We start from the raw sequence: 14,629 nt of genomic DNA, 5'->3' as shown, positions 1-14,629 counted from the left end.
GGCGCCGATCGTCAGAAGGCCTGCCCGAGGCTGATATAGAACTGGAAGAAATCGTCGTTACGCCGCCGTTCCAGGGGAAAGGCGACGTCGAAGCGCAGCGGCCCGATGGGGGTGTAGTAGCGTACGCCGGCACCGGTGCCCCAGAACAGCCCCTCGCTGAGGTCCGGATAGTGGGTGTCGAAGACGCTGCCGCCTTCGAAGAAGGTCACGATCCCAATGGTATCGGTGATCCTGGTCCGCAGCTCGATGCCCGTCTCCAGCGACGACAGGCCTCCTCGGGGGTTGCCGTTGGAATCGAGCGGCCCGGCCTGCTGGTAACCATAGCCCCGCACCGACCCGCCGCCACCGGCATAAAGCCGCAGATCGCGCGGCAGGTCGCCCAGCGACACGCCATCGATCGAGCCGACATTGGCGTAGCCCGCCAGCACGAAGCGGTCGCTGTCGGTCAATCGCTGATAGGCGCTGGCGGTGGCCCGGAGGCCGACGAAATCCAGGTTGGTGCCGTCGATCGAGTGGTAGGGCGTCACGGTCATCCCCAGCCGGGTCCCGCGGGTCGGATCGAGAAGGCTGTCGGTGTCGTCGCGCTTCAGGAAGATCGGCATGTCGAGGATGGTGTAGTCCTGCGCGCCGGTATCGTCGTTCACATGCGCCTGCTGGAACTCGAAGCCGGCGCCGCCGGTCAGGGTCGGGCTGAACTTGCGGACCAGGCCGGTGAAGGCGGTCGCGCTGCGGACCTCATAGGCATCGGTCTGCTCGTTGTCCAAGGTGAACTGCGAGCGCAGCGTGAGATCGGGAATGATGAAATCCGGACGCAGGAACTCGGCCAGCGCGCTTCTCTGATCCGTGCCGAACCGGCCTTCGATATGGAGGCTCTCGCCTTCGCCGAAGAGATTGCGATGCTCCCAGAACGCCCGCACGCCCGGCCCCAGGCTTGAATCGTAGTAAACCCCGCCGCCGATCGAACGCTGACGCCGCTCGCCCAGCTCGATCTTCACGGCGATGCGGCCATCCTCGCCGACGCTGTCGGCGCGCGTGACGCGCACCGTGGCGAAGAGATTGCTGTCCACCAGCGCCTTCTGCGTCGCCTCGACCTTGCGGCTGTCATAGAGATCACCCTCGGCCCATTTGATGCGCCGGTCGACATAGGCCTGGTCGACAGTTTCGAGGCCGGTCGTGGTCGTCACCCCGAACGCTGCCGCCGGGCCGGAATCGAGCTTGTAGGTGACATGCATGCTGTGGTCGGCCTTGTCGACGATGGTCTCGCGGCCGGTGCTCCGCGCCAAGGGATAGCCATTCTCCGTGCAGCGCTGGACCATCTGCGCCTCGGCATCGAGGATCACCGACGCCTGCGCCCGCGCGCCGATCTGGAGCCCGAGATCGGCCGGCTCGAAAGCGATGCCCGGCGGCAGCTCGGTGCCCTCGGCGGGTACCACCTTCGCTTCCTTCAGCAGATAGGGCGCGCCGGCTTTGACATCGACCAGCACCCGCCAGGGTTTGAAATTCTTGTCGATCTCGTAGGTCACCACCGCGTCGTAATAGCCGGCGGAGGCCATGACCTCCCGCAGCCGGTCCATGTCGGCATTGGCACGCCGGCGCAAGGCCGCCTCGCTGTCGGTCGGCCCGTCCTCGAAGGCAACCAGTTGCGAAACCTGCTTCAGCAGGGTCTTGAGCTGGCTGCTTTGAACGCCGGAAAAGCGCGTGGCATAGGGAATCTTGACGCTGTCCTGCGTTTCGGCCGGCACAGCCGACTGCTCTGTGGTGGGCGGCGCCTTCTCGTCGTCCGCCGCCGTGGGCGCGTCCTCGTCGGCGCGCACAACGCTTGCCATCCCGCCGAGGGCAAGGACTGCCAGAAGGATCAGGGTGGCAAGGCGCTGCCCCACCCTCACGCCACCGGCATGACGTCGAGCAGCTGGCGCTGAAAGAACGTCATCGGCGCTTCCCACCGCGAGAGGGGCCCGATCTCGGCGGCACCGGAGTCGAGACCTTGCTGGACCGCCTCGCAGGCATAGATGTCCTCGAGCATGACCAGGTCCGACTTCAGCGGATGGATACCGGTCAGGTCGATCGGCTCCTCCGGAATCCGGCCCCTGGCGCGGATGACATAGGGCGGCAGCGTCTCGATCTCGGCCATGTCGGGGCCACCCGCCCGGTCGAGCGCCTCCGGCCTCACCCGCATGCGGCTATGGACGATCGATTCCGCGGGACCGACGGGCACGACATGGAACGTGCTCCAGCTCACCGCCGTCTCGAACAGCGCGACATTGGGGAAGAGCCAGTAATAGGCGGCGCCAAAGGTGCCGGGCACGCCTTCGACCGTCGGCACGGCCTGGCCCGCATGGCTGATGCCGGGTTTCAGCGGACGATAGAAGGCGATATGGCGGCCGGTGGGCTCCCAGCGCTGCCGGGTGAAATCGCCATCGGCGAGCGACACGCGATGCAGCAGCGGCAAGTGATAGCCGTCGATGAAGTTCTCGACGACGATCTTCCAGTTGGCCTTGATGCGGTAGCTGACGTCGGAGACTTCGACCAGCGTCTCGGGATCGTGCGTCCGGGTCTGCGCCGGATCATGCAGCTCCTGGTCATGCATCCGCGGCACGCCCGCCAGCCATTGCTCGAACGGCTCGGCCTCCGCATCCGGATTGACGAAGACGAGATTCTTCCAGATCCCGACCTTTGCCGGCTTCAAGCCGAGGCAGGATTTTTCCAGCTCGGGAAACTGGCTGCGCTCGAAGGAAACCGCATTGAGGCGGCCCGAGAGATCGTAGGTCCAGCGGTGATAGAAGCAGACGATCGAGCCGCCAAGATGCCCCTGCCCTTCCTCCAGCAGCCGCGCGCCACGATGCCGGCAGACATTGTGGAAGGCCCGGATCTGCCCCTGATCGTCGCGCAGAACGACGAGCGGGTTGCCGCCCAGCCGCTGACAGCGATAGTCGCCGGTCTTGGCGAAATCCTCGGTCATGCCGCCGAAGACCCAGGAATGGGGGAAGAGCGTCTGCTGCTCGCGCCGGAACCAGTCGGACGAGACATAGGCCTCCACCGGGAGGAGCTGGCGGGCCTCGGCGGTGTTGGGCGATGGGCTTTCAGGCGACATGCGATTGAACCGGAACCACCGGCCCCCTTTTCGGCTCGCGACAATGGGCTGCAGGCACGCCTGGAGTGGGCTTCGGCAGGCCCGGCGGGGCTCACAGAAACCGTTTCCATACAAACACATAAGCGGCTTCGGCACAAAGGGGCTGAGGAGGTGGGGCGGGGGATAAAGCGAGCCGATTTCAAGGCTTTGGTTGACAGGCGGCCGGCGCGCCGCCATGTTTCCGGGCATGACCAACCGCGCGGCAGCCCTCCTGCGACTTCTGGACCCGACCTCCTGAGAGGGGTCGGGACGTCGTCGTTTCAGGTCTTTCGGCTGCCGGTGCTGTCATGGTTACGGATCAACGATCCGCCTTCTTCCCGTTTCCCCAGACTCTGATCGCGAAACCGGACCGGCTTGTCCGGTTGGCGCTCCTGTCGCGACTTCGCCGCGGTCGTCGGGACTGACGGCTGCCCGGCGACCGTAGCGCGTGCCGTATTCGACCCCTTGCCGAATACACAGTTTCGCGACCGGAGTTCGCAATCATGATCAAGAATCCAGAGACCAAATATCGTCCCTTCACCGGCGTCGATCTGCCCGACCGCAGCTGGCCGTCGAAGCGAATTACCCAACCGCCGCGCTGGCTCTCCACCGACCTGCGCGACGGCAACCAGTCCCTGATCGACCCGATGGACGGGCAGAAGAAGCGCCGCTTCTTCGATCTCCTGGTGAAGAGCGGCTTCAAGGAGATCGAGGTCGCCTTCCCCGCCGCCTCGCAGACCGATTTCGATTTCGTCCGCAGCCTGATCGAGCAGAACGCGATTCCCGACGACGTCACGATTCAGGTGCTGACGCAGGCCCGCGAGGACCTGATCAGGCGCAGCTTCGAATCCTTGCGCGGCGCCAGGCAGGCGATCGTCCATCTCTATAACGCGACGGCGCCCAATTTCCGGCGCGTCGTGTTCGGTATGGAGAAGCCCGAGGTGATCCAGCTCGCCGTCAAGGGCGCGCGCACGATCCTCGAGGAAAGCCGCAAGCAGCCGGGCACGCGCTGGACCTTCGAATACAGCCCCGAGACCTTCTCTTCGACCGAGATCGAGTTCGCGGTCGAGATCTGCGAGGCGGTGCTCGATGTCTGGAAGCCCACGCCAGACCGTCCGGCCATCCTCAATCTGCCGGCGACGGTCGAGATGGCCTCGCCCAATATCTATGCCGACCAGATCGAATGGTTCTGCCGGCATCTGTCGCGGCGCGATTCCGTCATCATCAGCGTGCATCCGCATAACGACCGCGGCACCGGCATCGCCGCGGCCGAGCTCGCCGTCATGGCCGGTGCCGACCGCGTCGAAGGCTGCCTGTTCGGCAATGGCGAGCGCACGGGCAATGTCGACCTGGTGACCCTGGCGCTCAATCTCTACACCCAGGGCGTCGATCCGAAACTGGACTTCTCCGACATGCGCGAGATCGTGCGCACGGTCGAATATTGCAACCAGATCGAGGTCCATCCGCGTCACCCCTATGCGGGCGAGCTGGTCTTCACCGCCTTCTCCGGCTCGCATCAGGACGCGATCAAGAAGGGTTTCGCCGCGCAGGAGAAGCGCAATGACGGCATCTGGGAGGTGCCCTATCTGCCGATCGATCCGGCCGATGTCGGCTGCTCCTACGAGGCCGTCATCCGCGTCAACAGCCAGTCCGGCAAGGGCGGCGTCGCCTGGATCCTGGAGCAGGACAAGGGCCTTCAACTGCCGCGCCGGCTCCAGATCGATTTCAGCCGCGTGGTCCAGGGGATCGCCGACGAGACCAGCCGCGAGCTGACGGCGCAGGACATCTGGGGGGCTTTCCAGCGGGCCTATTGCGTGGAGGGCCCGCAACCCTTCGAGCTGCTCGATTATTCCAGCAGCGCGTCGCGCCGGGACACGCATGAGCATCGCTTCTCGGGCCGCATCGTCCATGACGGCAAGGAGCAGTCCGTCGCCGGCAAGGGCAACGGCCTGATCTCGAGCGTGCTGGACGCGCTCAAGGCCGGCTGGGGCATCGAGCTCGATGTGATGGATTATCACGAGCACGCGCTCACCAAGGGTGCCCGCTCGCAGGCCGCCGCCTATGTCGAATGCCGCGCCGCCAACGGCCGCACGATCTTCGGCGTCGGCATCGACGGTGACATCGCAACGGCGTCGGTGAAGGCGGTCTTGAGCGCGGCGAACGGGACGACGCGGGTGAATTGACGGGGAGTGTGAAGCACCCCTCCCCCTACCCCCTGATTCGATGTGATCGCTACGCTCTACTTCTAAGCTTCGAGCGAGTTCCACGATAACCACGCCCCCTCCCCTTGCCGAAGGGGGTAGGGGCAGGGGGTTCTCTCCCCAATCACACGCGCTTGATGATCAGCGCCGTGTTGATCCCGCCGAAGGCGAAGTTTGTCGACATGAAATAATCGATGTCGACCCTGCGGGGGCTGCCCATCAGATAGTCCAGCGGCGCGCAGCGTTCGTCCGGCTGCTCGAGGTTGGCCGTGGGAGCGAACCAGCCCTCGCGCATCATCTCGACGCCGAGCCAGGCCTCGATCGCGCCGCAGGCGCCCAGCGAATGGCCGAAATGGCCCTTCAACGAATGGATCGGCATCGTCGGCCCGAAGACGGAATGGGTCGCCGAGCTCTCGGCGATGTCGCCGAATTCGGTCGCGGTGCCATGGCCGTTCACGAGACCGATCGCCTCGGGCGCCAAGCCCGCATCCTCCAACGCCAGGCGCATCGCGCCCTGCATGGTCTCGGCCTGGGGCTGGGTCACATGATTGCCGTCGGCGTTGCAGCCATAGCCGACGATCTCGGCATGGATCCGCGCGCCCCGCGCCTTGGCATGCTCATATTCCTCGAGAATGAAGGTGCCGGCCCCCTCCCCGATCACCAGCCCGTCGCGATCGTTGTCGTAGGGTCGCGGCGTGCGGTTCGGCTCGCCGTTGCGGGTGCTGGTGGCGTAGAGCGTGTCGAAGACCGCGGCATCGGTGATGTCGAGCTCCTCCGCCCCGCCGCCGATCATGATGTCGGCCTTGTTCCAGCGGATCGATTCATAGGCATAGCCGATGCCCTGGCTGCCCGAGGTGCAGGCGCTCGATGTCGGGATGAAGCGGCCGGTGACCCCGAAGAAGGTCCCGATATTCACAGCCGCCGTGTGCGCCATCATCTGGATGTAGCTGGTCGCATTGAGATGGCGCGAGACGCCGGACTTCTTCAGCTCGTAGAATCCAAGCACCGCGTCGGGGCTGCCGAAGGACGAGCCGTAGGCGATTCCGGTGCGGATCGACTTGACCGCCGGATCGCCGAAGAGCCCCGCATCCTCCAGGGCGCGCTCCGTCGCATAGACCGCCAACTGCGAGACGCGGCCCATGGTCCGGGTCTTCTTGCGCGGATAGCGGTCCTCGATCGAGAAATCGAGGATGGGCGCCGCCAGCCGGGTATTGACACCGGTAAAGCGGTTCCACTCTTCCATGAAGCGAACGCCGGTCCGGCCTTCGGCGAAGGCGCCACGGATCGCGGACCAGCTTTCGCCCAAGGCCGTCACGCCGCCCATGCCGGTCACGACGACCCGGCGCATCAGATCATGCCTCCATTGACGGAGATGACCTGACGCGTGATGTAGCCGGCCTCATCCGAGCAGAGGAAGGCCACGGCCGCCGCGACTTCCTCCGGTTTTCCCATTCTGCGCAGGGGCACGATCTTGAGAATCTCCTCGGCCGGCAGGCCCTCGGTCATCGCCGTCTCGATCAGGCCCGGCGCCACGCAATTGACGGTGATGGCGCGCTTGGCCAGCTCGATCGCCAGCGCCTTGACCGCGCCGATGATGCCGGCCTTGGCGGCGCTGTAATTGACCTGGCCGCGATTGCCGACCAGTCCGGAGACGGAGGACAAGGCCACGATCCGGCCGCCCTTCCGGGCCGAGACCATCGGCATCACCAGCGGATGCAGGATGTTGAAGAAGCCGCCGAGGTTGGTATCGAGGACCTGGTCCCAATCCTGGTCGCTCAATGCCGGGAAGGCCCCGTCGCGCGTGATGCCGGCATTGAGCACGGCGCCGTAATAGGCGCCATGCGCCGCGATATCCGTTTCGAGGCGCTCGCGGCATTGCTCGCGGTTGGCGATATCGCAGGACAGCAGGCGGCCCTGGGAACCGGCGGCGCGAACCGCCTCCAGCGTTTCCTCGGCACCCTTCATGTCCCTGCCGTAATGGACGGCGATATGAAATCCATCGCGGGCCAGGCGCAGCGCGACGGCGCGACCGATGCCCTTGCTGGCACCGGTGACCAGGATCGTTCGGCTCATCTCGCGCTGGCTCCTATTCGTCCGCGGCGGGGCCCGGCAGGGGCGCGCCCGGCTCCAGCAAATATACGCTGAGTTGCGCCGTCGCCAATGTCCGGCCTTCATGCTCGATACGGCAGTCGAACATCCCGATCGACCCGTCGCGGAACAGTTCCACAATCTTGATATCGAGCGCCTGGCCCGGCTCGAACCAGCCCACCTGCGCGAGATAGCGCCGGGTCCCGAGCAGCAGCCCCACCCGCACCGGCTCGCCCGCCGCCATGGCTTGCAGCCCGGCATAGGCGCCGCAGGCCTGGGCCATATATTCCATGCCGACATAGGCGGGCACGCCCTGCTCCGGCACGAAGAAAGAAATGCCCGGCCTGACGGCGACCGTCGCCTCCAGCCGGCCCTCCCCCCAGGCGCGCACCGCATCGATCAAGACCATGGGCGGCTTGTGCGGCAGCAGATCGACCGTCGCATAAGAACAGGGCTGCATCACCGGCCACTCCCCAGGATCAGCGCCATGTTGCTGCCGCCGAAGCCGAAGGAATTGCTCAGCATGGCGGTCTGCGGCGAAAGCGGGAAGGTCGTTCCTCCGCCGACGAGATCGAGTACCGGCAAGGCCGCATCCGGGACGCCATCCCAGAGATGCGGCGGCAGCAGCCGCTCCGGATTGGTCCGAGGGTTCAAGGTCAGCCAGAGGAAGGCCGCCTCGCAACCACCGGCGGCGCCCAGCATGTGGCCGGTCAGGGCCTTGGTCGAGCTGCAGGGCACCCGAGACCCGAAGAGATCGGCGATCGCCTTCGCCTCCATCGCGTCGTTCAGGGGCGTGGCGGTGCCATGGAGATTGATATAGGCGATCGTCTCGGGCGCGAGTTCCGCGTCCGCGAGAGCGTCCCGCATCGCCTGCGCCGCCCCGCGCCCCGCGGGATCGGGTGCCGTGGCATGATGGGCATCCGATGTCTCGCCCACACCCAGGAGCCGGACCGGCCCCGGTTCCCGGTCGAGCAGAAAGGCCGCCGCCCCTTCGCCGATGGTGATGCCGTCGCGATTTGCGCTGAAGGGATTGCAGCGACCCTTCGACAGGGCCTCGAGCGACGCGAATCCGTTGAGCGTCATGCGGCAGAGCGTGTCGGCACCGCCGACCACGGCCGCATCCGCCAGCCCCGCCCGGATCAGCCGCCGCGCCGAGGCGAAGACCTTCGCGCTCGAGGAACAGGCAGTGGCGATCGTATAGGCTGGCCCGGTGAGACCCAGTGACCGCGCCGCGAACTCCGCGAGGCTGCCGGTCTCCTGCATCCGATAGTCGAAGTGCTCCGGCCAGCGGCCCTCGCGGCGATAATGCATGAGCGCTTCCTCGCCGTCGGCGATGCCGGAGGTGCTGGTTCCCAGAATCACGGCGATACGGTCGCGGCCATAGCGCGACGTGGCATCCTCGACGGCGACGGCGATCTCGGCCAGCGCCGCCTGCATCAATCGGTTGTTGCGGCTGTCATAGGGGGCGAGCGCGGACGGCAGCGGCGCCAGGCTCTCCTGGATGGCGCCGACTTCGACCGTGCGCGCCGGCAGGAAATCCGCGCGCGCCACGATGCCGCGCTGGCTGCCGGCGAACAGCCCCTGGGCCACAGCTTGCTTGCCGCGGCCCAACGGCGTGATCACGCCGCAATCCGTGACGAAGAGTTCCGAATTCACGGGCTCGGCTCCGCGGTCTGGATATCGAGCTCATAGCCCCAGGCCAGATTGCGGTAATGCTGACGCCCCGACCAGGGATCGCCCGACACCGTCGGCTGATAATCTGCGGTGATCGCTTCCTTTCCATCGGCTTTGATCACGCGCTGCGAGGGACTGGTGGTCACGGTTCCTCCCGACGCCGCGAGAGCCTTGCCGACGACCCTGTCGGGGAAATAGAGCAGCACCATGTCGGCCAGGATGTTCTCCGGTCGAAGCCGGGCCGGGACCCAGGGTGCGGCCTCATAGACGATGCCGGAATCGGTCCAGGTGATGGTGAGCGCGCGCCGCCCGGTGGTGTCGAGGCCGATCATGAGAAAGCGATCGGGTTTAGCGCTCAGATGACCCTCGAATACGTAGGCCTGATCGCCGTAATGCGCGGTGACGAGCTGCGACACCTCGAAGGACCGGCCGAGATCGCCGGGATGCGGCATGACCAGTGTCAATGTGGGGGCGACCTGCACCTTGTCCGCGACCGGCCCGGTCGAATGGGTGGCGCAGGACGCCAGCAGCAGCGCCAGCGCCATCCACCGGGCTCTCGCAGCTCCGGCGTTCATACGGTTTGCCCCTTGGGGGTTCGAGCCCAACGAGCCAGGGGCGAAAGCAGGAAGGCTAGCAGGATACCGATGAGCATGGTCGAGCCGAATGCGTGAACCGCCTGGACGGAGCTGAGAGCCAGCAGACCGAATGACAGCAATGTCGTGGCTGCTGCCATCGTTACCGCCAGCATCGTGACCCGCTGCCGTTGCGGGCTGGTCTCGGCCAGGAAGATCGAATAGTCGACCCCGATCGACAAGACAAGCACCAGCGCCATGCCGTCGAAGAAGGTGAAACTGGCTCCGAACCAGGCCCGCAAGGCCGGCGCCAGGAATACCGCCAGCAAAGGGGGCGCGATCACGGCCGCCGCGCCCTTGAATCCGTAGCGCCAGATCAGCAAGGGCGTCATCAGTGCCGCCGACAGAGCCAGGAGACCCAGCGCCCGATTGCGGTATTTCGCGAGAAGCAGGCTGAAATCGCCGGTCGGATCGATCAGCCGCACGCCGGGCAGCCCTTCGGCAGCGGCGGCGAGCGCCTCGGGCTTCGTGACCCCGTCGAGCTTCACGGCGTGAAGCGCGCCCTGCCCGCTGTCGAGGATCAAGTTGGCGAGGAAGCCCAGGGGCCCCTGCTTCGCGGCCGCCTCGGTCAATGTCAGGAACGGCGCATCGTCGGGTGGCGGCGGCTCGACCTGCGACAGTCCGAGCTGGCGCAAATGCTCCGTCAGGAGCGGCCCGTCCAGCTCGCGGTGGACCAGATCGCGATTTTCGCGCTGACGGGCCACGGAGGGCACATATTGCGCCGGCGCCTGAAATCCGGCGAGCACGCCCTGCGCCAGCAAAGGCTGCAGCCGATCGATCAGGGTTTCCTCGGTCTGCAACGCCGTCTCGTCATCCTTCGCTTCGATCAGGAAGAACTGCGCGCTGCCCGCCGCACCCGCCAGCCGCTGGATCTGGTCCTGATCGGCCAGGAGCGGGCCCGACAAATTCTGCATCCGCCGCACGTCATCGTCAGGCCTGATCTGCAGCAGGCCACCGATCGCGATCGCCAGCAGCAGAATCGAGGCTCCGCCCTTCGCCCAGGCCGGCCGCGGCTTCTGCCATGGCGCGAGCAGGGATCCAGCCGCGGCCAGAAGACGATCGCCATGGCGCGGCCGGCGGCTGTGATCCAGGGCGGGCAGCCAGAGCAGCACCGTGGCCCAGGATGCCACCAGCCCGATGGCCGCCAGCGCCGCGATCTGATGCAGGCCGGGAAAGGGCGCCAGGAACAGCGTCACATAGCCGATGGCGACCGTCGCGGTCGCGAGCGTGATGCCGAGCCGCACACGCTTCAATCGCTCGCGCGGCGTTCCTCCCTCGGCGGCGAAGATCTCGCTCAGATATTGCAGGCTGTAGTCGACCGCCACGCCGATCAGGCTGACGCCGAACAGCAGCGCCATGACATGAAGCTCGCCGAACAGCCAGAGGCAGGCGGCGAGCGAGGTCATCACCCCGACCCCGATCGCCACAAGGGTCAACAACAGCGGCCTCACGCCGCGAAAGACGAACAGCACCAGCAGCACGGTCCCGAGGATCGAGGCAACGCCGATCCTGGAGGTCTCGCTCATGGCCTGCTCGGCCCCGGCCTTGGCGAAGAACACCGCGCCCAGCCGCAGGGATTGCAGCCCGGGATGGACCTGCAGCTGGTCCGTCAGAGCGCCGTCGAGCGTGGCGGCCAGTTCCTTCTGGAACGCCAGCGCATAGGGATCGCCGGCGATCTGCCCGGCCAGCAAGACCCAGTAGGTGTCGCCGTCCTGGACGGCCAGCAAACCGTCGTCGAGCGACAGGCGCGACAGCGGGATCGGCAGATGGGTGAGGAACCCCGTCAGCAGCAGATAGGGATCGCGCTGCAGCAGTTTCGCATCGGCCATGCCGACAAGCCCATAGACCTGCGACAGGGCGCCGGTCGAGACGGCCTCGGGCTTGCCGTCGAGCAGGAACTGGCGGTCCGAGGCCGACAGCAAACCGCGGCGGTAGGGAAAATAGAGCTGGCCGATCTGGCGCAGCCGGTCCTTGCCGAAGGCATTGGTCGTCAGCGCGACAAGCTTGGACTGCGTCAGAGCGCCGGCAATGGCGGTCGCGGCGGCCCGCGCCTGGTCGCGATCATGATGCCCGACCATGACCATGACCTGCCGCGACAACGCAGCGGTCACGACATCGTTGGCATGCTGGGCGGCCGGGTCCTGCGCCTCGCGCGGCAGGAGCGCCAGGAGATCGGTCCGGAACACCAGTCCGTCATGCAGGCGCAAACCCAGATAGAGCGCGGCCGCCATGACGATGACCAGCCACAGCCCCGCCGCGACGCGCATCACGGTGCCGTCGTGGCGAAGGCAGCGGATTCCGCGGCGGTCAGGGGCTGATCGGAAACGGCCTGGTCGTGATAGCTGAGCTTGTCGAAATCCCCGTCCGGCTTGGTCAGCGTCATGTCGTCGATGAACTGGCTGCCGGTCACGTCGATCGCGGTGAAGGGCATGCCGGGATCGTCGACGTTGCGCGGCTTGAGAGAGACCTGCCAATGCCGATCGTCGCCCTTGCGGGTCACGACAAACCCGGCTTCGAGCTTGGCCCACTCGCCGGTGAGCGCCCCGCTCAGCATGTCGTAAAGCTGATTGAGAAAAGGCAGCTTCGCCGCCTCGAGCTTCAAGGTCTGATTGCCGTTCACCTCCTGGGCCAGCCCCGCCGCGGTGATGACGGTGGTGATGGCGAAGGGCTTCTCCGTCTGCCAGATGAGCCCATGGCCCGGCGCCAGCACGAACCGGCCTTCGCTGCGCAGAGGATTGTCGAAACCCTGCAAATGACGCTCCTGCACGAACTGCCCGCGCAGCACCTGGCCCTCGGTCAGCCGGTTGTCCGTCGGCCCCTCGGCGAGGGCCGACGAGAACCCGCAGAACAGGACGAGAAGCAGCAGCCCGAGACGCTTCATGGCCGGGATCTCAGCCGCTCGGTCAGCGCCGGCGGACATTCGAGGCAGAGCTCACCGGTCGCGGCCACCACCGCAACCTGGATTGTCATCGCCTTGGTGAGCACCTCGCCGGTCTCCTCATCGCGGATACGATAGTCGATCTTCAGCCGGTTCTCGAACTCGACGATCGTCGCGGTCAGCGCGATCTTCTGCCCGAAGCGCAAGGGGCGGACATATTTGATCCGCATGTCGACGATCGGCCAGATATAGCCGGACTCGTCCATCTCATGGAAATTATAGCCGATGCTGCCCATCAGCTCGCAGCGGACCTGCTCGAAATAGCGCGGGTAATTGCCATGCCAGACCACCTGCATGGGATCGAGGTCGTAAAACTGGACCTTGATCGGAATTTCGACCGAATGCATGTCAGTGCGCCCAGAAATCGAAGAAGTTGAACCACTGATAGGGCATGGCACGCGCGTAATGCTCCAGCCTTGCCGCATATCTCTTCACGTAACCCTGCAAGGCTAGTTTCCGCTCCGCTCTCGGCAAAATGATTCGCTCCGCAAAGGGTTCCATGATCAATCGGTAGCGCCGTCCCTCGCGCAAGCAGAACATGAGATAGACCGGACAATCCAGCAAGCTGGCCAGAATCCAGGGCCCGTCGGAAAAATTCGCCTCGGCCCCCATGAAGAGAGCCGGCGAGGTGCGCACCTGGCCCGTCACCGGGGTGCGATCGCCCGCGATCACGATCCATTCGCCGCGCTCGACCCGTTCCTGGAGATCGATCGCGGTATCGGGCCCGACCTCGGTGACCTGGATCATATTGAGCCCGGCTTCGGCGCGAAACTCCCGCAGGAGGTGGTTGTAATTGGCGGCATGCCGGTTATGGACCAGGAGCGTCAGCCGGTTGCGCGTCGCCGGGTCCAATCGGGCCCGGGCCAGATCGATATTGCCGAGATGCGAGATGACGATCAGGGCGCCGCGCGGGTCGTCCGCCGCTGTCTTCAATAGCGCCGCGTTGTCGGGCTCGACCGTGCCGGCCGGCAGCCCGCCGGTCCAGGCGGCGAAGGTATCCAGCATGCCGGTGGCGAAACTGAAGAAATGGCGATAGCCGTCGCGGAAGCCGGGCCGCCGGCCGAGCGCCCGCGTCAGGAAGAGGCGCGACCCCTCGCGCTGCTCCCGCCCCGCTACGAAACCATAGAAATAGGCGACGACCGGAACCAGCAGCACCTCGCAGGCCCGGCGCCCCAGCAGGCGATAGACGGCCGCGACGAAGCGCAGGCCCCAGAGGGTGCCGCGTTCGCGCAAACCCGACCAATGGCTGGCCTCCGCCGCCAACCGCGGCGGCCGATGGGCGAGGATCGAGGGCAGGCGCAACAGCATCGTGACGACCAGGCGGGTGTGCATCCTGGTGATGCGCCAATTGTCGGCAAGCATCTTGAAGTTGGAGCTGTTGCCTGGCGGATAGATCACCTTCACCGGCACCAGCAAGGGCGGCGTGCCGCGCCAGAACAGTCGCACCAGAAGCCCCGTGTCGAAATCCATCCGCTGGCCGATCGGCTCGCGCTCGATCACGGGCTTCACCGCCGCCAGCGGATAGACGCGGAAACCGCACATGCTGGCGACGATCCGGAACGAGAGCGTCTCGATCCAGACCCAGAAATCGGTGATCCAGTGACCGATGCGCCGTCCCATCGGAATCGACCGGTCATAGACAGGCCGCCCGCAGATCACGGCTTCGGGATGGTGCCGCGACGCCGCCAGCAGCCGGGGCAGGGCATCGAGATCGTGTTGCCCATCCGCATCGACCTGGACGGCATGGGTGAAGCCGGCCTGCAGCGCCAGCTCGAAGCCGCGAATCACCGCCGCCCCCTTGCCGCGGTTGGGTTCGAGCCGCGTGACGAGGATCGCGTTCTTCTCGTTGTGAAGGGCTGCGATCACGGAACGCGCCGGTTCGCCGCTGCCATCGTCGATGATGAAGACCGGAAGGCCCTCCTCGCGAAGCCGGGCGACGACGCGGCCGATGGCGGCGTGATGATCGTGGCTGGGCACGATGGCGCAA

12 protein-coding genes are annotated in these 14,629 nt (G+C 66.1%); 1 reads left to right on the top strand and 11 read right to left on the bottom strand.

Features of this window, described 5'->3' with window-relative positions; translation table 11 throughout:
- Positions 1 to 11: 11 nt before the first annotated feature.
- On the bottom strand, positions 12 to 1,814 hold the full coding sequence (locus FRZ44_RS08915) for an autotransporter assembly complex protein TamA (RefSeq protein WP_191908499.1): 1,803 nt from the start codon (positions 1,812 to 1,814) through the stop codon (positions 12 to 14).
- A gap of 68 nt (positions 1,815 to 1,882) precedes the next feature.
- Positions 1,883 to 3,091, bottom strand: a complete 1,209-nt coding sequence (locus FRZ44_RS08910; protein ID WP_191908498.1) for an aromatic ring-hydroxylating oxygenase subunit alpha — start codon at positions 3,089 to 3,091, stop codon at positions 1,883 to 1,885.
- A 521-nt stretch (positions 3,092 to 3,612) separates the two neighbouring features.
- Here FRZ44_RS08910 and leuA point away from each other — a divergent pair.
- Positions 3,613 to 5,292 (top strand): 2-isopropylmalate synthase, encoded by a 1,680-nt coding sequence (leuA, locus tag FRZ44_RS08905; RefSeq protein WP_151176853.1) that lies wholly within the window; start codon positions 3,613 to 3,615, stop codon positions 5,290 to 5,292.
- A gap of 142 nt (positions 5,293 to 5,434) precedes the next feature.
- Here the strand turns inward: leuA and FRZ44_RS08900 are convergent, their stop codons facing one another.
- From FRZ44_RS08900 to FRZ44_RS08860, 9 genes are read right to left on the bottom strand one after another with little or no spacing between them, the layout of a single operon-like run.
- The gene (locus tag FRZ44_RS08900; protein ID WP_151176852.1) at positions 5,435 to 6,658 is read right to left on the bottom strand and encodes a beta-ketoacyl-ACP synthase; all 1,224 of its coding nucleotides are present in this window, start codon (positions 6,656 to 6,658) and stop codon (positions 5,435 to 5,437) included.
- Entirely contained in the window at positions 6,658 to 7,383 is a 726-nt protein-coding gene (gene fabG / locus FRZ44_RS08895; protein ID WP_151176851.1) for a 3-oxoacyl-ACP reductase FabG, read from the bottom strand. Before fabG ends, FRZ44_RS08900 begins: the two co-directional genes overlap by 1 nt.
- 13 nt (positions 7,384 to 7,396) lie before the next feature.
- Entirely contained in the window at positions 7,397 to 7,858 is a 462-nt protein-coding gene (locus FRZ44_RS08890) for an ApeP family dehydratase (protein ID WP_151176850.1), read from the bottom strand.
- On the bottom strand, positions 7,858 to 9,054 hold the full coding sequence (locus FRZ44_RS08885) for a beta-ketoacyl-[acyl-carrier-protein] synthase family protein (protein ID WP_151176849.1): 1,197 nt from the start codon (positions 9,052 to 9,054) through the stop codon (positions 7,858 to 7,860). The genes FRZ44_RS08890 and FRZ44_RS08885 overlap by 1 nt, the downstream gene beginning before the upstream one ends.
- Entirely contained in the window at positions 9,051 to 9,647 is a 597-nt protein-coding gene (locus FRZ44_RS08880) for a DUF3261 domain-containing protein (RefSeq protein WP_151176848.1), read from the bottom strand. The genes FRZ44_RS08885 and FRZ44_RS08880 overlap by 4 nt, the downstream gene beginning before the upstream one ends.
- The gene (locus FRZ44_RS08875) at positions 9,644 to 11,971 is read right to left on the bottom strand and encodes an MMPL family transporter (RefSeq protein WP_225308697.1); all 2,328 of its coding nucleotides are present in this window, start codon (positions 11,969 to 11,971) and stop codon (positions 9,644 to 9,646) included. The genes FRZ44_RS08880 and FRZ44_RS08875 overlap by 4 nt, the downstream gene beginning before the upstream one ends.
- A complete protein-coding gene (locus FRZ44_RS08870; RefSeq protein ID WP_151176846.1) occupies positions 11,971 to 12,585 on the bottom strand; it encodes an outer membrane lipoprotein carrier protein LolA in 615 nt (204 codons plus the stop codon). Before FRZ44_RS08870 ends, FRZ44_RS08875 begins: the two co-directional genes overlap by 1 nt.
- Positions 12,582 to 12,989: an acyl-CoA thioesterase gene (locus tag FRZ44_RS08865; protein WP_151176845.1), complete on the bottom strand. Its 408-nt coding sequence runs from the start codon at positions 12,987 to 12,989 to the stop codon at positions 12,582 to 12,584. Before FRZ44_RS08865 ends, FRZ44_RS08870 begins: the two co-directional genes overlap by 4 nt.
- A gap of 1 nt (position 12,990) precedes the next feature.
- On the bottom strand, positions 12,991 to 14,619 hold the full coding sequence (locus FRZ44_RS08860) for a glycosyltransferase family 2 protein (protein ID WP_191908497.1): 1,629 nt from the start codon (positions 14,617 to 14,619) through the stop codon (positions 12,991 to 12,993).
- Positions 14,620 to 14,629: the final 10 nt, after the last annotated feature.

Origin of the sequence: Hypericibacter terrae, from assembly GCF_008728855.1 — a bacterium.
Taxonomy (GTDB): Bacteria; Pseudomonadota; Alphaproteobacteria; order Dongiales; family Dongiaceae; genus Hypericibacter; species Hypericibacter terrae.
The sequence above is the reverse complement of the archived record's forward strand: the minus strand, read 5'-3'. Positions and strand labels throughout refer to the sequence as shown.